This window comes from Actinopolyspora lacussalsi (assembly GCA_030803735.1).
GTDB classification, from domain to species: Bacteria; Actinomycetota; Actinomycetes; order Mycobacteriales; family Pseudonocardiaceae; genus Actinopolyspora; species Actinopolyspora lacussalsi.
In genome coordinates this window covers 1,266,946-1,289,585 of record JAURUC010000001.1, presented here as the reverse complement: position 1 = coordinate 1,289,585, position 22,640 = coordinate 1,266,946, and the positions used below count along the sequence as shown (strand labels likewise).

The 22,640-nt window shown below is 65.8% G+C and carries 13 protein-coding genes; 9 read left to right on the top strand and 4 right to left on the bottom strand.

Features of this window, described 5'->3' with window-relative positions:
* Positions 1-176: 176 nt before the first annotated feature.
* Together J2S53_RS05640 and J2S53_RS05635 are read right to left on the bottom strand one after the other, a co-directional pair.
* On the bottom strand, positions 177-2,009 hold the full coding sequence (locus tag J2S53_RS05640; RefSeq protein ID WP_456240078.1) for an NB-ARC domain-containing protein: 1,833 nt from the start codon (positions 2,007-2,009) through the stop codon (positions 177-179).
* Between the two features lie 295 nt (positions 2,010-2,304).
* Entirely contained in the window at positions 2,305-2,745 is a 441-nt protein-coding gene (locus J2S53_RS05635; RefSeq protein WP_456240077.1) for an ArsI/CadI family heavy metal resistance metalloenzyme, read from the bottom strand.
* Between the two features lie 85 nt (positions 2,746-2,830).
* On the opposite strand from J2S53_RS05635, the gene J2S53_RS05630 reads away from it, so the two are divergent.
* The 3 genes from J2S53_RS05630 to J2S53_RS05620 all read left to right on the top strand — a co-directional run bounded on the left by J2S53_RS05630 (position 2,831) and on the right by J2S53_RS05620 (position 4,850).
* A complete protein-coding gene (locus J2S53_RS05630) occupies positions 2,831-3,193 on the top strand; it encodes an ArsR/SmtB family transcription factor (protein WP_456240076.1) in 363 nt (120 codons plus the stop codon).
* A 168-nt stretch (positions 3,194-3,361) separates the two neighbouring features.
* Positions 3,362-4,420 carry an ACR3 family arsenite efflux transporter gene (arsB, locus tag J2S53_RS05625; RefSeq protein WP_456242712.1) on the top strand — a complete coding sequence of 353 codons (1,059 nt, stop codon included), beginning with the start codon at positions 3,362-3,364 and terminating at the stop codon, positions 4,418-4,420.
* A 31-nt stretch (positions 4,421-4,451) separates the two neighbouring features.
* Positions 4,452-4,850 carry an arsenate reductase ArsC gene (locus tag J2S53_RS05620; protein ID WP_456240075.1) on the top strand — a complete coding sequence of 133 codons (399 nt, stop codon included), beginning with the start codon at positions 4,452-4,454 and terminating at the stop codon, positions 4,848-4,850.
* Positions 4,851-4,926: 76 nt separating this feature from the next.
* Here the strand turns inward: J2S53_RS05620 and J2S53_RS05615 are convergent, their stop codons facing one another.
* Complete coding sequence (locus J2S53_RS05615; protein ID WP_456240074.1) at positions 4,927-5,412, bottom strand: DUF7144 family membrane protein; 486 nt, start codon at positions 5,410-5,412, stop codon at positions 4,927-4,929.
* Positions 5,413-5,781: 369 nt separating this feature from the next.
* Between J2S53_RS05615 and J2S53_RS05610 the strand changes: the two genes are divergently transcribed.
* The 4 genes from J2S53_RS05610 (at position 5,782) to J2S53_RS05595 (ending at position 11,041) form a co-directional block, all read left to right on the top strand.
* A complete protein-coding gene (locus J2S53_RS05610) occupies positions 5,782-7,890 on the top strand; it encodes a glycoside hydrolase family 3 C-terminal domain-containing protein (RefSeq protein WP_456240073.1) in 2,109 nt (702 codons plus the stop codon).
* Between the two features lie 141 nt (positions 7,891-8,031).
* Positions 8,032-9,282 carry an ROK family transcriptional regulator gene (locus J2S53_RS05605; RefSeq protein ID WP_456240072.1) on the top strand — a complete coding sequence of 417 codons (1,251 nt, stop codon included), beginning with the start codon at positions 8,032-8,034 and terminating at the stop codon, positions 9,280-9,282.
* A gap of 139 nt (positions 9,283-9,421) precedes the next feature.
* A complete protein-coding gene (locus J2S53_RS05600) occupies positions 9,422-10,705 on the top strand; it encodes a PIG-L family deacetylase (protein WP_456240071.1) in 1,284 nt (427 codons plus the stop codon).
* 186 nt (positions 10,706-10,891) lie between these two features.
* Positions 10,892-11,041, top strand: coding sequence for a hypothetical protein (locus J2S53_RS05595; protein ID WP_456240070.1), 150 nt, complete (start codon positions 10,892-10,894; stop codon positions 11,039-11,041).
* A gap of 81 nt (positions 11,042-11,122) precedes the next feature.
* Here the strand turns inward: J2S53_RS05595 and J2S53_RS05590 are convergent, their stop codons facing one another.
* A complete protein-coding gene (locus tag J2S53_RS05590; RefSeq protein ID WP_456240069.1) occupies positions 11,123-11,611 on the bottom strand; it encodes an NUDIX domain-containing protein in 489 nt (162 codons plus the stop codon).
* Between the two features lie 1,240 nt (positions 11,612-12,851).
* Between J2S53_RS05590 and J2S53_RS05585 the strand changes: the two genes are divergently transcribed.
* A complete protein-coding gene (locus J2S53_RS05585; RefSeq protein WP_456242711.1) occupies positions 12,852-16,748 on the top strand; it encodes a LamG-like jellyroll fold domain-containing protein in 3,897 nt (1,298 codons plus the stop codon).
* A 301-nt stretch (positions 16,749-17,049) separates the two neighbouring features.
* On the top strand, positions 17,050-22,581 hold the full coding sequence (locus tag J2S53_RS05580) for an RHS repeat-associated core domain-containing protein (RefSeq protein WP_456242710.1): 5,532 nt from the start codon (positions 17,050-17,052) through the stop codon (positions 22,579-22,581).
* The last annotated feature ends 59 nt before the right edge of the window (positions 22,582-22,640 follow it).

Below are 22,640 nucleotides of genomic sequence, written 5' to 3'. Positions count from 1 at the left end.
TTATTTGCGTAATCGACGGTGCAGCGGATCACGGAAACGGTGCAGCTGATTACGCGAACAGTCAATATCTGAACGAATCTTGCTTTTTGACGTGCGTTTTCGGCGCGCACGTCGGCCCGTGGCCTCGAGTGGTGTGGCGACGGTTGGTGGGCGGCCGTCGGCTTACCGAGCGGCGCTCATCCGATGCGGTGGTTACCGGTCGTTTCGGCTCGTGGCGCGCGAGCACGTGAGAGCGCTGCGGAGGAGATTCGGACGATTTTCCGCTCACCGGGTCGTTCGTCCGATGTGTTCGATCCCGCGTCGTCGTGGCCGCTTCCTCGTCTCGCCGCACTGGTGAGTTCGGACAGTGTCGTGGACAGTTCCGCACTGTCCCAACCAGCCTCGGGCAATCGGGGCGCCGGAAGGCACACGTCCATGGCCTCGTCGAAGTGTTCCAGGTCCAGGTAGGCGAAGGCGAGCTGGCACCGGAGTCGCGATTCGGCCAACGGGTGACCCAGGCGTGACGCCGCCTCGATTCCGAGGCGGTGCGAGTCGATCCAGTCCCGGTAGTGCTTGCGATGGAAGAAGAACCCCCACATCGCTTCGCACAGTTGCCAGACCGGTTCGTCCCACTGGTTGTGGTGGGCTTCGATGATGACCGCCCGCAGATTGCCGCGTTCGCGCTCGAACCAGTCCAACGCCGACTCGGGACTGTCCCAGACGGGCCAGTCGTTGGCCCGGCTCGGGTAGTGCCTGCCGAACCTGGGGCGGCGAGGCGTGATGACCAGATCGGCTTCGACGGCGCGACCGATGTACCAGTCGATGACGCTGTGCAACGTGCGGCGCCTGACTGCCGGGGAGTCCTCGCCGAGGCTCATCGTCCGTGCGTGCGCGAGGACGAGGTCGTGGAACCAGTACCGTTGTTCACCGGCTCCCAACAGTCTGGCGTCCCGTAGCTCCGCCAATACCCGTTCGGAATCGCTGCCCTCGATCCCGGCGAGGTGATGGGTCAGCGCGACGGGGAGATCTCCCCGGGGGTGCTGTGCCAGTCTGCGGTAGAGCGTGGCGGCCTGCGGTGACAGGCCCTGGTAGCAGATGTCGACCACGCTGTGCGCCGCGAAGTCCTCGCTCCGGGGGAGCGTCGTCATCCGCTTTCGCTGTTCCCGCACCAGGTTGGCCGCGTGTGCCAGTGACCGGCGGGGTCGGGCGGCCAGCCACGCCGATATCTCAGTGGCGGCCAGGGGGGAGCCCGCGCACAGTTTGGCCAGCAGCCGGGCGTTGCCCATCTCGCGTGACACCCGCGAGCGGCCGAGCTTGCGGGAGAGTATGTGCACCACGTCCTCGGCGTTCAGCGGTGCCAGCTCCATGAACCTGGCACCCTCCATCGTCAGACCGACCAGGCGACTCCTGCTGGTGACCAGCAGCGTGCTCGTCGCCGATTCCGGAAGCAGCGGCCTTACCTGTGCGGTCGAGACGACGTTGTCCACCAGCACCGACAGTGATCGCCCCGCGGTGATCGAGCGGTACCAGCTCAGCCGTTCGGCCATCTCCAGCGGAACCCGTTCGGGCGGCACCCCCAGTGCTCGCAGCAGTCGCCCGAGCAGTTCCGCGGCCGCGATGGGGTGTTCGGCGGAGCGGGTTCCCGCGTCGACGTAGAGCTGCCCGTCCGGAAATCTCCGCTCGTGCTGCCGCAGCCAGTGGCAGGCCAGCGTCGTTTTCCCGATTCCGCCGGACCCGGTCAGCGCGACGAGCAGTGCGCGTTCGGAGTTCTCCCGATGCCATGCCTCCATGCGGTTGAGCTCGGATGTGCGTCCCACGAAGAGCCCGGAAGACGGCGGCAGCTGATGGGCGGCGACGGGCAACACGTCGATCCGGCCGGGGAGGCGTCCGGGAGAACGTCTGTCGAGAACTCCGGTGGTGCCGGTCCGGTCCGACGCTTCGTCGTGGCGCGTGGTCGGGACGCCGGTACGGGCCACATCGTTGGCAGCGCCGTGGGCAACGATGTCCCCGGTGGCGATCTCTCCTGTCACGCTCGTCTCCACACTTCGTGGCATACATCCGACTCCGCCCGTACGAGCAACCGGTCACTCGGGACAATCCCGCCGTTCGTCTCCCTTTCAGGTAAATGTGTTCGGCGGTCTCGAACAAGCACTTCCACCGGCGAGTCCGGAAATCGGTGCGATCTTCTTCCGCGCTGGTCGTGGTCGCTGTGCCCGGGAGTGGTGCGGCTTCCGGAGATTTCGCGAGAAATCGGCGCCACCGAAGGGTGTCGATCGGAACATCCCACCGACCGAGCACCTCTTCGGGAGCGAACGGAAACTTCGGTCACCCGGCGGCTTCCGCCGTGGTGCCGCAGCAGGCGGTTCCGCCACCACTCGGGCCGCTGTGCTCGGACTCGGGGGAGTCGTCGGTGACGGTGTACACCTCCCAGGGTTCCCGACCGGGGCCGTGCACCCACACCTTGTCCTGGGTGGCGTAGCAGCAGGTCGTGTCGTCCTCGACCCGGGTGAACAGGCCGAGTTCGGACAGCCGCCGCGTGGCGTCGTGAACGGTGTCACTGTCGGCCACCTCGACACCGAGGTGGTCCAGCACGGTGTCCTGCTCCGCTTCGCCTTCCAGCAGCACGAGCTTCAGCGGCGGCTCCGTCACGGCGAAGTTGGCATAGCCGGGGCGCAGCTTGGCCGGCTCGGTACCGAGCAGCCTGGTGTAGAACTCGATCGATCGCCGCAGGTCGCCGACACGCAGGGCGAGTTGAACACGGGACATGATCCCTCCATTGGTTAGATATTTATCTAATCAGTTGGACGACTCGTAGTTTGCGCCTTGGTTAGACATCTGTCAATGTAGAAGCATGTCGAATCAGGAGCGGGGTGAAGAGCGCTGGTGCTGTTCACCGGTGACGGGGGAGCCGCTGTCGGCCGAGCAGGCCGCGGACCTCTCGGCGGTGTTCAAGGCGCTGGGCGATCCGGTGCGGCTGCGGCTGCTGTCGTTGATCGCCGCCCACGCGGGTGGGGAGGCGTGCGTGTGCGACCTGAGCGGCGCGTTCGACCTGTCCGGGCCGACGATCTCGCACCACCTCAAGGTGCTGCGCGAGGCCGGCGCCATCACCGGTGAGCGGCGAGGCACCTGGGTCTACTACCGGGTGCTCCCGGAGACCCTGCAACAGCTGTCGGCGGTTCTCGGTCCGGCTCCGACCGTGTCCACATCGGCCTGAGCTCCGAACCTCGGACACCCCCGGACGGCAGGCTCCGCCGCGAGCACCGCGGCGGGCCGGGCCGCCGGATTCCCAGTACGACCACGATCAGGAAACCTGCGAGGTGACGCCGTGACGGACACGGCCCAGCGACCGTCCGAGACCACCGTGGCCCGGCGGTTGTCGGTTATGGACCGGTTCCTGCCCCTCTGGATCGGCGCCGCCATGTTGTCGGGCTTGCTTGCCGGTCGGTTCGTGCCGGGGTTGAACACGGCGTTGAACTCGCTGCACGTGGTCTCCGGAGTCTCACTGCCGATCTTCGTCGGGCTGTTGGTGATGATGTATCCGGTGCTGGCCAAGGTGCGCTACGACCGGTTGGACACCGTCACCGGCGACCGGCGGTTGCTGGTCAGCTCGCTGGTCGTCAACTGGTTGGTGGGTCCGGCCGTGATGTTCACGTTGGCCTGGGCGTTCCTGCCCGATCTGCCCGAGTACCGCACCGGGTTGATCATCGTCGGGTTGGCGCGCTGCATCGCCATGGTCATCATCTGGAACGACCTGGCCTGCGGTGACCGGGAGGCCGCCGCGGTGCTGGTGGCGCTGAACTCGGTGTTCCAGGTGATCGCCTTCGCCGGTCTCGGCTGGTTCTACCTGAGCGTGCTGCCCGGCTGGCTGGGGCTGGCCCGGGTAGGGCTGGACGTCTCGGCCTGGCAGATCGCCCAGTCCGTGCTGATCTTCCTCGGCATCCCGCTGGTCGCGGGCTACTTGTCGCGGCGTCTCGGCGAGCGCGCCAAGGGACGTGTCTGGTACGAGGCGACGTTCCTGAACAAGGTCGGCCCGCTGGCCCCGTACGGCCTGCTGTTCACCATCGTGGTGCTGTTCGCCCTGCAGGGCGGGGCGATAACCAGCCAACCCCTCGACGTGGCCCGCATCGCGCTGCCGCTGCTGGTCTACTTCGTGGTCATGTGGGCGGGAACCTTCGTCCTCGGCAAGGGGTTGCGGATGTCGTACGAGCGCTCGACCACGCTGGCGTTCACCGCCGCGGGCAACAACTTCGAACTGGCGATCGCTGTGGCCATCGCCACCTTCGGCGTGACCAGCGGTCAGGCGCTGGCCGGTGTGGTCGGCCCGCTCATCGAGGTTCCGGTGCTGGTCGGGTTGGTCTACGTCAGCCTGGCCGCTCGCCGCTGGTTCCGCGACGATCCGACCACCCCACCCGTCGCCGCTGGTGTCTCCCAGCAGCGCTGACCCCACTCGAACGCGATCCGAGGAGCGATCCGTGTCCGTCACACCCGAAGTGCTGTTCGTCTGCGTGCACAACGCCGGACGGTCCCAGATGGCCGCCGCACTGCTTGATCACCACGCCCGGGGCGCCGTGGCCGTCCGTTCGGCCGGTTCCACACCGGCCGAGGAGATCAATCCCGCCGTCGTCGAGGTCATGGAGGAACTCGGCCTCGACGTCTCCCAGCGGTTCCCGAAGAAGCTGACCACCGAATCGGTGGACGCCTCCGACGTGGTCATCACGATGGGCTGCGGGGACGCCTGCCCGGTCTTCCCGGGCAAGCGCTACCTCGACTGGCAGCTCGACGACCCCGCCGGCAAGACCGCCGAGCAGATCCGCCCCATCCGCGACGACATCGACGCCCGGGTGCGACAGCTGTTGAGCGAACTCGTGTGAGGGACGGGAACCACGCTTCGGTACCGGTTGCCGCGCTCGTGCTGTCGCCCGTGAGGCGATGCTCTTCGGAGAACGTTCAGCCGACGGCGTTTCTGGGCGGGACCACCAGCGAGTAGATCACCAGCACGCACAGCCCGATCGACACCAGTTCCCAGAACGGGAACGCGGCGAGGAAGGCCAGGTGAGCGATCGCGGCCAAACCGGCGAGAGCGATACCGGTCATCCGTGCCCACATCTGACCGGCCAGGCAACCCGCGCCTGCCACGACCTGCAGTGCGCCGAACGCGAGCCAGATCCAGCCCCAGGCGCCGAAGCCGAAGACCAGCAGCTCACCACCGGTTACCACGTAGTAGCCGGGCTGCAACAACGCGGTGAGACCGGCGATGACGTTGAAGACGCCGACCAGCGCGAGCATCCAGCCCCCGAAGGCCAGCCACCCGGACATCCCGGGCATCGGTTGGGCGGCCGTCATCGCCCAGCTGCCCCGGTCCTCGGGTGCTCGGCGTTCGGCACCTTCCCCGGCACCGGATGTGGACTGTGGTCCTGGTTGCGGAGTGGACATTTGAACTCTCCTCCCGTGCGAAGGGATGGCTGGTACCAGCGTCCTCCGGTTCGCACGTTCGCGCAGCGCAGCGGCGTGCCCACCGCGTAGCTGGACACCCGTTCCGTGACCGGGCCGATTCCCGCCGTCCCCCCGGTCGGGTAGCGCCTGACGTGCCGCGCACAGGTGATCTTGACCACTCTTCCGTCGAGCCTTAAATTATAGCGTAATTTAAGTCGCTCCGCGGTGGACGTGCCGCGCACGCCCACGAAGGGGTCAGGGCATGTCATCGGCCGTCGGCTCCTCGGCTCGATGATTCCCGTGCGCCCGGTCCACCCGATTCGCGCGTTAATTTAGATATTGAATTAATGGTAGAGCGGAGAGAACGACATGACCGTCACCGAGCTGGACTCCCGTGTCGAGACCACGATCGCCTGTCTGGACCTGCCGAGCAAAGTGGCCCTGTTGACCGGCTCGGACTCATCCGGTCTACCGGAGAACACGTCGATCGGGCTGTCCCGACTGCGCTTCTCGGGTGGCCCGAGCGGGCTGCGCGACACGGAACGCGCCGACGGCGGGACCGCCTCACTGCTGCCCAACCCCACGCTGCTCGCCCAGCACTGGGACGTCGCGGTAGCGGGTGAGGCCGGGGCGCTGCTGGCCGAGGAAGCCATCCCCCGGGGTGTGCACGTACTGCTGGGACCCTCGGTCAATCTGCACCGAACCCCGTTGGGGGGCCGTGTCTTCGAGTGCTTCAGCGAGGATCCGCTGCTGACCGGTGCACTGGCGACAGAGTACGTGCGGGCCCTGCAGCGCAGGGGAGTATCGGCCTGCCCGAAGCACTTCCTGGCCAACGAGTCCGAGTTCGAACGCACCACAGTGGACTCCGTGGTCGATGAGAAGACCCTGCGGGAGGTGTATCTGCTGCCGTTCGAGATGCTCGTGCACGACGCGTCCCCCTGGAGCGTACTGACCTCCCACAACAGGATCAACGGGATCAGCGCCCCCGAACACCCCCAGCTCGTCGAGCGACTGCTCAAGGGGGAGTGGCACTACGACGGTGCGGTCGTCTCCGACCCGTTCGCCGCGAGTCCGATCGCGGCCGGCACCGACGCGGGGCTGGATCCGGTCGTGCCGGTCCCGGACGGGCCGTGGGGTGCGGGCTTGGTCGCGGCGGTGCGTGCCGGTGACGTGGCCGAATCCACCATCGACGAACACCTTCGACGCGTACTGCGGCTGGCCGAACGAACCGGTGCTCTCGATGGTGAGTCGGAGGGCTTCGCAACAAGCCGTTCCGGAACGCTGCGACGCGCCTCGCGACCCGCACCCGACGCCCCGTTACCCCGTCGTCGGCTGCGCGCACTGGCAGCGGGCGGCATGACGGTGTTGACCAACCCGGCCGCTGTGCTGCCGCTCTCCGGTACGGAGTCCCTCGCCGTCATCGGTCGGCACGCCGTGGACACCGTGGCGCAGGGAGGTGCGACGTCCCGGGTGCGCCCACCACACGTGGTCTCCGTCGCCGACGGTCTCGTCGCGACGTTCGGACGCGACCGGGTCTCGGTGGTCGACGGTGTCGACGTGCGCAGTGGTCCGTCGTGCCGGTCGGAGTCGGCGCGCGATCCGGCGAGCGGGGGCATCCCAGGGCAGGCGATCCGGTCCGCTCCCGCGACCACCGCTGAGATCACCGAACGCGTGGCCCTGGCGGCGAGTGAGGTCGACGTTGCCGTAGTGGTCGTGGGGTTGACCTCGGAGCAGGAGACCGAGGGCAAGGACAAGTCCACCCTCGCGCTTCCCGGACAGCAGGACGCCATGGTCGCCGCGGTGGCCGCCGCGGCCCGGCGCACCGTCGTCGTGGTCAACGCGGCCACGCCGGTGCTGATGCCGTGGCTGGATCTGGTGGACGCGGTGCTGTGGGCCGGACTGCCCGGCCAGGAGGCCGGAGCGGCGGTGGCGGCGGCGCTCACCGGCGAGATCGAGCCCGCCGGACGGCTGGTCACCACCTTCCCCGCACGCGACGGGGACGGCCCCGCCTGGTCGACCTGTCCGGTCAACGGGGCGCTGGTCTACGAGGAGGGCACCGCGGTCGGCTACCGGGGTTGGTACCGGCACGCCGACGTGGAGCCGCTGTTCTGGTTCGGCCACGGCCTCGGCTACACCACCTGGCGCTACGACTCCCCAGCGCTGGTCAGGGATCTCAACGCGGTGCGCAGCGTCACGGTCGACGTCGCGAACACCGGTCCTCGGGCCGGTACGGAGACCGTGCAGGTCTATCTGCTGCCCGCGGCGAACTCCGAACCGGTGCGGCTGATCGGCTGGACCAGGGTGCACGTCGAGGCGGGGCGGCGGACCCGTGTCCGGGTGCCGTGCGACCTCCGGGCACAACGGGTGCGCGAGGTTTCGTCCGGAAGCTGGCGTTTTCTGCGCGGCGGGCGAATCATGCTCGGCCGGGGACTCGGTGACGTACGCACCACACTGTGGTGGGATCCGGAGTCGGACTGACGGGGGAGTCGGACTGGCTGGGACCGGCCGGACGGGGACCGGAGTGACAGGGGCCGGAGTGACAGGGGCCGTACCGAAGCACACTACTAGGCTCGCCTCTCGGGTTGCCGGTCGGCGACCGCCGGTATCGGAAGGAGCGACATGGGGGATCGGTACGGGCGGACGGTACGCGATCTACGGCGCGGCAATCGTGCCGCGGTGCTGCGCCGACTGTACTTCGGCGGACCGCTGAGTCGGCACCAACTGGGGCCCGCCACCGGTCTCAGCCCCGGTTCGGTGAGCAATGTGGTCGGTGAGCTGGTGGCCGACGGCCTCCTGGAGGAAGCGGGCTCGGTCGAGTCCGACGGGGGACGTCCCCGTACACTGCTGCGCGTCTCCCACGAGAGCGGACGCGTGGTGGGCATCGACATCGGCGAGACGCGGGTCCGCGTGGAGTTGTTCGACGTCGCCCTGACCGAGATCGCCCGCGCGGAACGACCCCTCGACGTCGGCAGACGCGACCCCGAGCACGTGATCGCACGGCTGGCAGAGGCGTTCGACCGGGTGGTGATCGAAGGGGGAGTCTCCCCCGAGTGGTTGCTCGGTGTCGGTGTCGGCGTTCCCGGCATCGTGACCTCGGACGAAGTTCACGGTGCCCTGGTGCACGGGCAGACCATCGGCTGGGTCGGGGTGGCCGTCGAGCGGCTGGTTCGCTCCGCCGCGCACCTGCCCGAACACGTGCCGGTCCTGGTCGACAACGGTGCCGAGACCCTGGGGCAGGCCGAGATGTGGTTCGGCCACGGTCGCGGTGAGCGTGACGTGGCGGTGGTGCTGCTCGGCTCGGGTGTCGGCGTCTCGGTGTTCGCGGACGGAAATTCGGCGGGGATCGGCGAGTGGGGTCACAGCACGCTGCGCGTGCGCGGACGGCGCTGCCGGTGTGGCGGGCACGGCTGCCTGGAGGCGTACACCGGAGCCGAGGCGATGGTGCGTCGCTGGCGGCGCACCGGGGGAGATATCAGCCCCGACGCGGACGGCGAGCACGCGTTCGGTGCCTTGCTGGCCGCGGCCTCCCGCGACGGGAACACGATCTCGGATGCCGCGGCGTCGACCGTGCTCTCGGAAGCAGTGGAGTACCTCGGAGCGGGCATCGCGACCCTGGTGAACCTCTTCCTGCCCAACCGAGTGCTCATCGGTGGCTGGGCGGGACTGCTGCTCGGCCGACACCGACTGGAACTGGTGCAGGACAGCGTAGCCCGCTACGCGCTGCGCTATCCCGCCGACCGGGTCTCGGTGGCCGAGGGCAGGCTCGGTCCCGACGCGGTCACCGTCGGTGCCGCCACGTTGCCGGTCGCGCGCTTCCTCGACGAGGGCGGGCGTCGCACCGAGACCGTTCGCGCGGCGCACGCTCGGTGAGCGGGCTACGGCGCGCGGCGATCATCCCACGGCGCGTCCGGCTCCGTACGCTGCCGTTTTCGTCGTGCGTCCCGTCCGGGCCGCTGTGACACTCGGCGGATGGTGCAGCACTCCGGGAACGTCGAGCGACCCACCTCCGATGGACCGTATCCAGAAGGTGGTGAGTCCGCTCGTCAGCCGGGCTGGAAGTCCGTCCGGGTCGAAGGCCCCCCCGAGCGAGCACGCGCACGATTTCGAGGCCGCCGACCCCGGAACAGAACGTTCGAACGAGATCACCTTCACTCTGGGGCCGGAGCACGGTTCGCAGCCCCCCGCGACGGCTGCCGAGTCCCGGGACGAGAGCCCGTTGGCCGGGTTGCGTGTCGTGGTCGCCGACCACGACGTCGGGCTGCGGCGACGCACGGCCGAACTGCTGCGCGAGTACGGTGCGCTGGAGGTCGTCGAGACCGACGATCGCGAGAGATTCCGCACCGTGCTGCGAACCCGCCCGCGTGCCGAGAGCGGTTGGCACGTCGCGCTGTGGGATCGGGAGCTGGAATCCGATCCGGGTGGACTCGCCGAGTTCCTGAACGCCTGCGGGCACGAGTTCCCCGGCACGGCGTTCGTGCTCACCACCGATGAGGTCTCGACCACCGCGGCGGTGGCCGCGCCGCGCGGACGAGCCTCCGAGATCGTCACCCGCCGTGCCTCCGGCTCCGAACTGGCCGAAACGGTGCTGCGTGCCTTCCGGGACCGCCAACAGGATCGCGAGGAGGGCAGGGCGGAGTCCGGGGAGAGCGGGGCGGACCGGAAGCCGTTCCGGATGCTGGTGGTCGGCGCCCATCCCGACGATGCCGAGATCGGTGCGGGCGGGACCATCCACCGCCGCGTGCAAGCGGGCTGGGAGGTAACCGTGCTGACCATGTCACACGGTGCGGTCGGCGGCGATCCGGACGAGCGGGTCGCCGAGGCCCACGAGGCGGTCAACTCGCTGGGCGCGACTCTGATGTTGGAGGACCTGCCCGACGGCGGCATCCTCGACAACGGCGAGACGGTACGGCGGATCGAACGCGTGGTGCGGCGAGTCCGGCCCGATGTCGTGCTGGTTCATTCCGAGAACGACACCCACCAGGACCACCGCGCCGTCTACCGGGCCACTGTCTCCGCGGCGCGTGGCGTGGAACGGTTCGCCTGCTACCAGTCGCCCTCCGCCACGGTGGATTTCGCGCCGAACCGGTTCGCCGGGCTGCGCGAGACGGATCTGGAAGCCAAACTCACCTCCATTCACACCCACGGTTCGCAGGCCAGAACGCGGGCCTACCCGCGGGACGACCTGCTGCGGGCCACCGCGCGCTACTGGAGCCGTTTTACCAGGGAGTACTACGCCGAACCGTTGGAGCTGCACGGCAGCGGCCTCGTTCGTTCGGGAGTCGTCGAGCGGTGAGGCCGCCGTCTCCGGTATCACCCGATCCGGTGTCGTCCGATACACCACACCACGTGAAACGCGGTCCCAGCGGGGAGATGCGAAGCTCAGCGGGCGGAGTCGCCCCGGAGCGAGCACACTGGACGTGTCAGGAGCTCGTCGGGAGATGGGGGAACTCCGCTGAAGGGGCTGCTTTCGCTGCTGGCGGTGGCTTTGCTGGTGTGGTGGGTCAAGGAATCACCCGCCGAAGCCGCCTCGGCGGTGCGACAGGGTTTGGTAATGCTGCGACAGGCGGCCGAGTCGGTGAAGACCTTCCTCGAGGCACTGCCGTCGCTGTCCGCGTTGACTTCTTCCTAGCCGGCCGGCCCGGTGGTCGGTCGATCGCCGCGACGACGGGAACGCGCAGGGCACCGGGAACGTTTGGTGGAGGTCGGTTTCTCAGTCCGTGTAGAGCGCCTCGGCGAGCAGGGCGAGGCGGTTGGACAGCACGAACTCGCGCAGCGGTGCTGGGCGCAGGTCGAGCGTGGCCAGCGTTTCGGCGCGCATGTCGAACCGTTCCGCGCGGTACTCGCCACGGGTGGGGTCGTCGAACTCCGGGCCGTGGCGGGTGGATTCGTCCATCGAGGTCAGTCGTGCCACGAAGAAGTGCTGCACGGTGATGCCGCCGGAGCGGGCGGTGCTGCTCAGGAACACGCGTTTCGCGCCGGTGGCGGTGGCACCCATCTCCTCGGCGATCTCGCGGTGCATGGCCGCCTCCAGCGACTCGTCCCGGTGCTCCAGTCCGCCGCCGGGAGTTGTCCAGTAGGGCGCCATGTCCGGTTTCGTGCGGCGCAGCAGTACCAGGTGTTCCTCGTCGTCGATCAGGATGGCCCGGGCGGACCGGCGCTGGATCCGAACCGCCGGCTGGGACGTGCGCTGTTGGGTCATGCCGAACAAGCCTACGTGCGGTGCCGTGCCTCGCAGAGCGCGCCGGCCCGCTGACAACTTCGCTTTCTCGGCACGCTTCACATCGTGATTACACCTCGTGTTGTTCCATCCGATGCCGGAGTGCGCGAAACCGCGAACTGTCCGTCTCCCGGGGTCGTACTTCGGACCACCTCGACGCCGCGCTCTCGTTGGTCTCGGCGGTAACGGAAGGATTTTCACATGATCACGAAGCGGTGACTTCGTGAGATGGATCTCCTGTAAAGCGGCCGATCGCTCGCTTTCGCTCTTCCGAACGTCCCAATCCCACGTGCGCAAAGTGAGCATTGTTCGCATTCCTGTTCGCCTCGATGCTTTGTGCTGGTTTGTCCTGAACCGCCCGCCGCCGGCGAGGCGGAGCAGCACGTTGGAGGTAATCGAGTGCGCACGTCCCACAAGGGACGCCTGTTCAGATCACTGGGGGTAACTCTCCTGGTGTTCGCGGTACTGGGGTCTCCGTTGAGCCAATCGGTCGGCGCCACCGCCCGCGCCGCCACGGCCGAGCCGGTCGAGGCCGCGGCGACCGAGGCGGCCGCGTCGCGAGCCGCCGCCCGACAGGATTCCCGGGTCGAAGTGAGCGGTCTGACCACGTCCACCACACAGGTGTTCGCCAACCCCGGTGGTTCGTTCACCATGGAACAGTCCACGGTGCCCCAACGCGTCCGCAGGGACGGCGAGTGGACGGACCTGGACACCACACTGGTCCGGAGGAACGACGGCACCGTGGCCCCCACCGCGGTACCGGCCGAGGTCCGGTTCTCCGGGGGTGGCGACGGCCCGCTGGTGCGGCTCGGGGGAGTCGGTGACACGGCGGACAAGGCCCTGGAACTGGACTGGCAGGGCGAGCTGCCCACACCGGAGATCTCCGGAAGCACCGCCACCTATCCCGAGGTGTATTCGGGCGTGGACCTGCGGGTTCGTGCCACGCCGCGAGGCATTACCCACGAACTCGTGGTCAAAACGCGTGAGGCCGCGGCGGATCCGCGATTGGACCGGATCGGTTTCGACATGCGCGGCGAGGGCGTCACCGTCGAGACCGGCGAGTCCGGCAACGTGCGGGCGGTCGACGGGAACGGCGACACGGTGCTCACCACGGCCACCCCGATGATGTGGGAGTCCGCTACCGCGGGCGTCGCGAAGCGCTCCACGAGTTCCGCCACCGCGAAGGAGCAGCGGTCCCCCCCGCAAGCAGTCGCGAGTGGGAATGGAACTCGGTTCGGGCGAGGTGAGCCTCGTTCCGGATCAGGGAATGCTGGACGCGACGGACACGAATTACCCCGTCGTCATCGACCCGGCCTTCAGCTACGTCACTCCCGAGGAATCGGCGTGGACCCTGGTGCGACGCTCCCACCCGAACCAGGCCAACTGGAACCTCGCGCCACGGGACGAGGACGAGCGATACGCCGGTGTGGCGCGTGTCGGTCACGCACCGGGTTGGGGTTCGTCCTACATGGATCGTTCGCTGTTCCGGTTCGACACCAGAGCTATCAAAGGCGCTCGCATCAGCAAGGCCCAGTTCCAGATCTATCAGTCCTGGAAGTACTCGAACAGCTGTGATCCCGCCCAGGTGCCGCCGGTCGAGTTGTGGATGACCGGCCCCATCGGTCCGGGTACCACCTGGAACAACCAGCCGGGCTGGGGACGCAGGCTCGCCTCGAAGAGCACGGTACCGAAAGCGGGGCAGAGCTGTGGCCCCGCTTGGGTGGGGATGAACGCGCACAGCGCGGTGCAGCAGGCCGCCGACGAGCGGTGGAACGACGTCACGATGGGACTGAAGGCCACCGCCGCCGACGAGTCGTCCAACGATCCGGCCGCGTGGAAACGCTTCCACGTCAAGACTCAGGACGGGGTCCGGCTGTACCCCAAGGTGTTCATCGAGTACAACCGCCTGCCGGATCCGCCGCACGACACGTGGGTGGAGCCCTGGAGTGATCCGTGTCAGTTGTGCGATGGCACCACCTACCTCGGTGGTGACGAGGCACGGCTGAAAACCAGACTGACCGATCCGGACGGCGGTCAGGTCCGGGCGATCTGGGACATCCAGGCGGACGGCAGCAAAACCCGCGAACAGTGGTTGGCCAGTGACTCCGTCTTCAGCACACCGTTGGACCTGCGCGGACTGCACGGCAAAACCGTGTCCTGGAGCGTGCGGGGCAACGACGGTGCCCTGGACGGCGCCACCGCCAACGGTCCGAGCTTCGTGGTGGACCGGGTGGCTCCCGACAGCGCTCCGGGCGTGTCCTCATCGGTGTATCCGGCCGACAACAACTGGCACGGCGGCAGGGACGTTCCCGCCGAATTCACCTTCGACGCCGCCGGGGTCGGCGATGTGGACCACTACGTCTACGGATTCCAGGATCCGCCGAGCAAGACGGTGGCGCCGGACTCGCTGGGCGGCAGCGCCACGGTCACACTCACCCCTCCCACGGACGGGCCGGTGGACCTGTACGTGCAGAGCGTGGACCGTGCGGGCAACCGCAGCCCGGTTACCACCCACCACTTCTACGTCCGAGCGGGCAACGGCCCCGTGGCGCACTGGCCGCTCAACGGTGACGTCACCGACGCGGCCTTCCTCGGCGACCGGGACGGCAGCACGCACAACGGGGTCTCCTGGACGCCCGGTGCCGTGGACTCGGCGGTGCACCTGGACGGCAGCACCGACTATCTGACAGCTCCGAATTCCGTTCCCACCGACGCCGGTTTCTCCGTTTCGGCCTGGGTGCGCGCCGACGAGGTCGGCGACATGAGCCGCACAGCGGTGTCGCAGGACGGTGAGGTGGTCAGCGGTTTCATGCTGCAGACCCGCGCGGACGGCAAGTGGCACTTCGTGCTCAGCGGTTCTGACGAGACCGACGGCGGTACGTACAAGGCATTCGCGACCTCCGAGGTCGACGCCAAGACCGGGCAGTGGACCCACATCGCGGGTGTCTACGAACCCTCGGCCGAGGAGATCCGGCTGTACGTGAACGGTTCGCTGGCGGCCACCGAACCCTACTGGGGTGACATCTCCACCAGTGGTTCGACCGCGATCGGCCGGTCCAAGTGGAACGGCAACCCGACCGACCCCTGGGCGGGCGACGTCGACGAGGTGCGTGCCTACGACCGGGTGCTGGCCGAGTCGGAGATCAGCTCGCTGGTGAATCTGGACAACGTGCGCACCGGGCACTGGAAGTTCGAGCAAACCGGTGAGGCCGGTTCCGTGCCCAACATCGTTCCCGGTGGTCAGCCCGCCACGTTGCACGGTGATCCGGGCTACACCGAAGGGGCGTTGGGCTCCGCGCTGCGGCTGGACGGCACCGACGACCACGTCACCACCGCCGAGCCCTCGGTGCGCAGCGACGGCTCCTACTCGGTCGCCACTTGGGTCCGGCTGGACGAGAAGACCACCGAGCCGGTCACCGTGACCAGTCAGAACGGGCAGCAGCACGCCTCCTTCGAACTGGGCTACTCCGGCAGTGGGCAGGACTCCTGGACCTGGACGTTGCGCGGCTCCGAGCAGGCCACCGATCCGGAGACCGCCACCGTCTCCTCGACGAGAACACCGCGGACCGGGGTGTGGACCCACCTGGTCGGTGTCCACGACGTGCGAGCCGGGCAGCTGCGGCTGTTCGTCAACGGTGAGCTCGCCGGTAAGGCCCAGTTCAAGGGTGCCTGGCATCCGGAAGCCGGACAGTTCGAGGTCGGCCGGGCCAGAAGCGCGGGTTCGTGGGGCGGTTATCTGCCGGGCGCGGTGGACGAACTGCGCACCTACAGCCGTGCGCTCACTCCCGACGAGATCCGCGGCATCGTCAGCCAGGACAACGTCAGCTCCGGCTCCTGGAAGCTCGACGGCGACGTCACCGACGACTCCGGGCGCGGCCTGGACGGCACCGTGCACGGCGATCCCGGTTGGCAGGGCGGCCAGACAGTCCACCCCAACCCCGGGGACGAGGCGATCCAACTCGACGGCACCGACGACTACGTCGAAACCCCCAACGCGGTGGACACCAGTCAGAGCTTCACGGTCTCGACCTGGGCCAAACTGGACCACACCGGCGACTGGTACGAGGTGCTCTCGCAGGACGGCGACCGCACGAGCGGTTTCCACCTGCAGGTCAATCCGCAGGGCAAGTGGGGCTTTTCCATGTTCGGCTCGGATGTCGACGGTGGTGGCACTCCCACGCGGCTGATCTCGGCCGAAACCGCCCAGCTGGGGCTCTGGACCCACCTGACCGCCGTGTACGACGCCACGACTGGCGAGATCAGGCTCTACGTCAACGGTTCCCTGGTGGGATCGGCGGCACACACCAGTACCTGGAACGCCACCGGTGTCCTCGGTATCGGGCGGGGACAGTGGAACGGAGAGTCGGTCGATTTCTGGCCGGGCGCGATCGACGACGTGCGCACCTACAGCAGGGTGCTCTACGCCGAGGAGATCCGGCTGCTGGCCGGACGTGATCTGAACCTGGTGCACAACCTGCGGCTGAACGAGTCGGAAGGCACCAACGCCGCGGACTCGGTCGGCAACCAGCCGGGGACGCTGCACGGCGACGCCTCGTTCACCTCCGGACGTTCGGGCAACGCGGTGAGCATGGACGGCACCGACGACTACGTCTCCACCTCCGGCGTGGACCTGCGCACCGACGAGAGCTTCACCGTCTCGGCATGGGTGTATCTGTCCAGCAAGGACGATGAACAGGTTACCGCCGTCAGCGTCGACGGGCAGCAGACCAGCAAGTTCCGGTTGGGGCACGTTGCGGACATCGAGCATCCGTTGGGTGCCTGGATCTTCGAGATGCCGGAATCGGATACGGAGTCAGCACCGGTTACCGAGACGGCTGTAGCCACGCTGGATGCCGAGATCAACAGCTGGACACACTTGACCGGGGTCTACGATGCGACTACCGGCAAACTCTGGCTGTACGTCAACGGCAGTCGTATCAATGACGGAACGTTGCACAACACCTGGCAGAGCGACGGTGGGCTGCAGATCGGACGAGGTAAGGACGCCGGAGCTCAAACCGAGTTCTGGCCGGGATCGGTCGACGATGTTCGACTCTACACCGGCATGCTGAGCACTGACCGCATCGAATCGCTCTACGCGTCCTACGGAAATTCCTGAATCGAGGAAAACTCATACAGCCCTGAATTTTCGAGTTACAACGCGCGTCCCACCGGGAGGAAAGTGTGCGTTTATCGACGTCACGACCACGTGATAAGAGAGATGGATTAGCCGTGTTCCGAAAACACGTTGCCATGATAATGACCCCGGTCTTTCTGGCCGGTCTGCTGGCAGCCGTCGGAGTACCGCAACAGGCCAGTGCCGCCGACGGCCCTTCTGAACCGTTGCCCGATACGCCCTCGGTTCAGGTCGACCAACAGAACATGGCGATCGCCCCGAGGACGAGGCATCGAAAGACGCTCTGCAGGGGGACCAACCGGCCGGTGGTTCGGGAGGCCAGGAGAAAGGAGCGGGGAAGTACACCGCTACCTCACTCAAACCCTCGGCCACATGGGACGTCTCGGGCCACACCGGCAACTTCACCTGGAACTATCCCATCGAAGCTCCTGACGTTCCCGGTGGGCTCAAACCAGAGCTGGCGTTGTCCTATTCTTCGGGGTCGCTGGACGGACTGACCAGCGCGACCAACACTCAGGCATCCTGGATCGGTGACGGATGGAGCCTGTGGCCGGGCTACATCGAACGAAGTTACGCCTCGTGCGTAAGTGACTTGGACAACGGTTCAAACGACAAACCCGGTGACTTCTGCTGGAAGAGTGACAACGCCACGCTGTCCCTCGGAGGATCGGGCTCAAAACTCATCAAGGACGATGAAACGGGTGAGTGGCGGCCGAAAAGTGATGACGGGTCGCGTGTAGAGCGGCTGACCGGTGCGAACAACAGCGACAACAACGGGGAGTACTGGAAGGTCACCGAGGTCGACGGTACCCAGTACTTCTACGGTTCGCGTCCCGATTCGAAGTCGACCTGGACCGCGCCGGTGTTCGGGAACGACGCGGGCGAGCCCTGCCACGGTCCGAGCTTCGCGGAGTCCTCCTGCAAGCAGGGATACCGTTGGAATCTGGACAAAGTGGTGGATCCGAACGGCAACGTGATCCACTACTCTTACGAGACCGCGACCAATCATTACGGGCTGAACAACAACAGCGAGTCCGTGGAGTACGTTCGGGACGGTTGGCTGAAGAAGATCGAGTACGGTATTCACGAGAAACACGTACAGCAGCCGTCCGCGCGGATCCTGTTCGATGTCGCCGACCGTTGTGTTCCCGGTTCGACATGCGATCGTGAGCACGAGGAGAACTGGCCGGACGTTCCGTGGCGTTTGGAATGCACCGGTAACTGCGATGATACGCAGAACGCTCCGACGTTCTGGTCCACCAAGCGGCTTTCCAAGATCACTACACAGGTGCGTGGCGACTCCGGCTTCACAGCTGTGGACTCATGGAGTCTGCGTCACGAATTCCCCGATCCGGGCGATGGTGAACAACCCGCGCTGTGGTTGGACGGCATTACGCACACCGGCCATGTCGGTGGTTCCGCTGCCCTGCCGGAGGTGGAGTTCGAAGGTGTGCCGAAGCCCAACCGGGTTTACGCCGAGGACGGTCACGCCGCGCTGATCAGGTATCGAATCAGCGCGATCGTCTCCGAAGCAGGTGGGGTGCTCTCGGTCAAGTACGCCGAGCCGGATTGCGAGACCGGCGTGAACATGCCGGAGAAGCCGGAGACGAACACATTGCGTTGTTTTCCGGTCACCTGGTCCGCACCTTATGTCTCTGAGCGAACCGACTACTTCCACAAGTACGTGGTCGAATCGATCACCGAGCACGATCGCATCGGCAGCACGACGGGCTCCATCACCAAGTACGAGTACCTGGGTGGTGCTGCCTGGGCACACAGCAGTTCGGAGGTGACATCCGAAGAGGACCGGAATTGGAACGAGTTCCGCGGTTTCGGCCGGGTCCGGATCCGTACCGGTAGCGGCAATGACGGACCAGTGACGCTTACCGAGAAGCGATTCTTCCAGGGGATGGACGGCGATGCGTTGCCGAATAACGGCGAGCGTAGTGTCCGGGTCACCGATTCGGAAGGAAACAGCTACACCGACCATGAGTGGTTGCGTGGTTTCGCCTTCGAAACGATCACCTACAACGGTGAGGGCGGACCAGTGGTCAACAAGACCGTCACCGAACCGACGTGGCAGGGACCGACCGCCAAGAACGGTGACCTCGAATCCTACATGGTCAATTCCGGGACCGAGACGACGTACACGCCGCTGAGCAGTGGCGGTAGGCGTGTCACGCGTACCGAGACCAGCTACAACAAGCAGGGGCTGGTCACGCGGGTCAACGATCTCGGCAACGTCGACAAACCGGAGGACGACCTGTGCAAGCGCACCAGCTACGCGCGCAACACTGACAGCTGGTTGCTCAACCTGCCGAAACGTAAGTGGACGAACTCGGTGGCCTGCGGGAAGACGCCTTCGATGCCGCAGGACGCGGTGTCGGACACCCGCACCAGCTATGACGGCGGAAACTTCGGTGACGCGCCCACCTCGGGTAATGTCACCGAGGTCGAGGAACTGGAGCGGTACAACAACGGTTCCCCCGAATACACCACGGTCGCGACCAAGACCTTTGACGCACACGGACGTGTGCTCACCACGACGGATGCACTGGGCCGCGAAACGACCACCAGTTACACCCCGAAGCTGGGTGGTCCGGTGACCGAAACCTCTGTGACAAACCCGGCCGGACACACGGCCACTACGACCTTGCACCCATTGTTGGGAGCACCGGTCAAGGAAGTCGGCCCGGACGGTCGAATCACCGAGATCACTTACGACGCGTTGGGTCGTAGGACCAACGTGTGGCTGCCCAACCGTGATCGCGGCGAAAGCGAGAGCCCCAGTCAGAAATACTCGTACCGGATCGCCAAGGAAGAACCGGTGGTGGTCACCACCAGCACGTTGAATTCGGACGGTGACTACGTCAGCTACAACAAGCTGCTCGACGGGTTGTTGCGTCCACGGCAGATCCAGCGCCCGGCTTCCGGTGGCGGCAGGCTTATTACCGAGAAGCATTACGACTCGCACGGTCGCGTCTACCGTGCCACTCGTCCGTACTTCAACGACAACCCGGTGGACAAGAAGTTGTGGCGGGCGAGCAGCGCGGGTGAAGTTCCCGCGATGAGCCGCATCGAGTACGACGGGGCCGGACGTCAGGTAGCCGAGATTTTCATGGCTGGTGGCGTCGAGAAGTGGCGCACGGAGTACGGCTATGGCGGAGACCGCACTCACGTGACACCGCCGGATGGCGGTGTTCCCACCACCACGATCAACGATGCCCGTGGTCGCAAGGTCGAGCTCCGGCAGTACAAGAATTCCACTACCACCGGGGAATACGACTCGACGAGCTACACCTACACGGACGCGGGACAGCTCGAAACGGTCACCGATCCGGGTGGAAACACGTGGCGCTACACCTTCGACCTGAGGGGGCGCAAGGTCAAGGCCGAGGATCCCGACCGCGGGACCACGAGCTACTCCTACGACGCCGCGGGACAGATGGTGTCCCAGACGGACGCGAGAGGTAAGACGCTCGCCTATTCTTACGATGAGCTGGGACGTAAGACGGCCACTCATACCGGCTCCCTGAACGGGCAGAGGATTGCCGAGTGGGACTACGATTCCGCTCTTTACGGGAGTGGCAAACTGGCATCGTCCACTCGATGGATCGACGGCAACGCGTACAAGCGACGTATCGTTGCTTACAACGCGCAGGAAAAACCGACACGAATCAATGTCACGGTTCCCGACTCGGAAGGAAAACTATCCGGGACATACACGACCAAGTATGAATTCGAGGAAGACGGTTCGCTGGCGAACAAGATATTTCCTTCGATCGGAGGTCTGGACAAGGAGTCGATCGGACATTCGTACGATTCCCTGGGGAACCCGGCCACTACGTGGGGTTCACCCAACAAGGAGATCAAGTACGTTTCCGATACTCGGTACACCTCCTACGGTGAGCTCGCCCGCGTGCAGATGGGCGAGATCGGCAATCGGGTGTGGCAGTCGTACTACTACGACGAACACACCAGGCGCACCGAGCGCACGATCGTGGACGCCGAGGTGTCGGAACCGATGCAGGCCGATTTGGCCTACTCTTACGATCCGGCGGGCAACATCACCTCGATCGCTGATCAGCCGCGCAGTGGTGCCCCTGATGTGCAGTGCTTCCGGTACGACTACCTGCGTAGGTTGACCGAGGCGTGGACCACGGGTTCGCAGTGCTCGCAGGATCCTGCGACCGAGGATCTGGGTGGTGCGGCACCGTACTGGCGTTCCTACACCTATGACGAGGTCGGTAATCGTCTGACGGAGACGCGGCATTCCGCGGGTGGTGACTCGGTTCGCGAGTACTCGTACGAGGAGCAGGGTCATGCGTTGAATTCGGTGTCCACTGGTGGGGCGAAGAGTGGTGAGTTCGGTTATGACGCCGCCGGCAACATGACTTCTCGGAAGGTTTCGGGGAGTGATCAGTCGCTGGAGTGGAGTGCTCGGGGGAATCTGACCAGGGTTTCCACACCGGACGGCGAGAGCACCGAGTTCGTCTACGATGCGGATGGGAAGCGGTTGTTGCGTCGGTCTCCGTCGGGGACCACGTTGTACCTGGACGGTCAGCAGCTGCGGTGGGATGCGGAGTCCGGGGAGCTGTCGGGGACTCGGTATTACACGCATGGTGGCAGGACTGTGGCGGTGCGTGAGTCCGGTGCGGGGTTGACCTGGTTGGCGTCGGATCACCAGGGCACTTCGAAGTTGGCGGTGGATGCTGGGTCGTTGGAGACCACGAGGCGGCGGTTTTTGCCGTTCGGTGGGTCGCGTGGTGATCCGGCTGATTTTCCGGGTGAGAAGGGTTTCGTCGGTGGCACGATCGATTCCTCGGTCGGGCTGACCACGCTGGGTGCGCGGCAGTACGATCCGAGCATCGGGCGGTTCCTGTCGGTGGATCCGGTGATGGATCTGACGGATCCGCAGCAGATGCACGGCTACACCTACGGCAACAACAGCCCGCTCACCTATTCCGATCCCACCGGGCTGCAACCGGTCATCGGCACCGATGAGGAAGGCCAGCTCATACTTGCTCCGTTCCCCGGTAACTCAACCAGTAACAACGGGAAAACCCACCGGCCGAGCTCGGGTTCACAGACATCATCGGGAGCTGGCTCATCACGGCCGCGGGTGGATACGTGGGGCGCGAATCGTCCTGATCCCTCCCCGTCGCCGTCCGAGACACACCAGGGACCTGTCCCGTACAACGCCAAACTCCCCTCAGGCCCCAAGCCGTCGATTTCGATCGAGGAACTCAAAGCTCAGACCCACCGTGCTCTGGAATACGGGGGATTGATTCCGGTAATCGGCAACATTGCCGACGGCGCGAACTGTATCTGGTACGGGGCAGAGGGCAAAACCACCGACGCACTCCTGTCATGTGGGGCCATGATACCTGGTATCGGGCTGGGGATAGGGGTAGGTGTTATAGCGGCTAAGACGGGGATGCGCGCCTCCGACGACATCGCCAAAGGCCTCAAAAACACAACGAAAAAATCACCGAAAAAGAACAAAAAGAAAAACGAAAACGGTCGTGGCTATCTTAATAATAATGCTGCGGTAGGGGATCTAAAAAACCTAAAGCAAGGGAATGATCTCAAAAGAGAGCAAGAGATATATGGGAACTACTCTGATGAAGAGCTTCTACGTGCTGTCAGAAAACCGCGAGGCGGGATGGGAGAACAGCCTGGGGTTACCACGGATGGTAAAACTCTTCTGAACGGGAATCATCGAGCGAAAGAGCTCATCAGGCGCGCCGAGGACTCCAACTCGAGCATCAGCTATGATACCCCCATACCGTTGATAAACTTCAAGGGGGATTGATTTTATGGTACATATGTCAAAGGTTTTCTGGTGGAAAGTTCGTTGGTTTCTCTCTTCTT

Excerpts from the sequence above, each read along its gene's own strand:
- J2S53_RS05590 (WP_456240069.1), bottom strand. The coding sequence starts at position 11,611 with ATGACCCAACAGCGCACGTCCCAGCCGGCGGTTCGGATCCAGCGCCGG.
- J2S53_RS05600 (WP_456240071.1), top strand. The coding sequence starts at position 9,422 with ATGGACCGTATCCAGAAGGTGGTGAGTCCGCTCGTCAGCCGGGCTGGA.
- J2S53_RS05585 (WP_456242711.1), top strand. The coding sequence starts at position 12,852 with ATGGAACTCGGTTCGGGCGAGGTGAGCCTCGTTCCGGATCAGGGAATG.
- J2S53_RS05615 (WP_456240074.1), bottom strand. The coding sequence starts at position 5,412 with ATGTCCACTCCGCAACCAGGACCACAGTCCACATCCGGTGCCGGGGAA.
- J2S53_RS05630 (WP_456240076.1), top strand. The coding sequence starts at position 2,831 with ATGTCGAATCAGGAGCGGGGTGAAGAGCGCTGGTGCTGTTCACCGGTG.
- J2S53_RS05635 (WP_456240077.1), bottom strand. The coding sequence starts at position 2,745 with ATGTCCCGTGTTCAACTCGCCCTGCGTGTCGGCGACCTGCGGCGATCG.
- arsB (WP_456242712.1), top strand. The coding sequence starts at position 3,362 with ATGGACCGGTTCCTGCCCCTCTGGATCGGCGCCGCCATGTTGTCGGGC.
- J2S53_RS05605 (WP_456240072.1), top strand. The coding sequence starts at position 8,032 with ATGGGGGATCGGTACGGGCGGACGGTACGCGATCTACGGCGCGGCAAT.
- J2S53_RS05610 (WP_456240073.1), top strand. The coding sequence starts at position 5,782 with ATGACCGTCACCGAGCTGGACTCCCGTGTCGAGACCACGATCGCCTGT.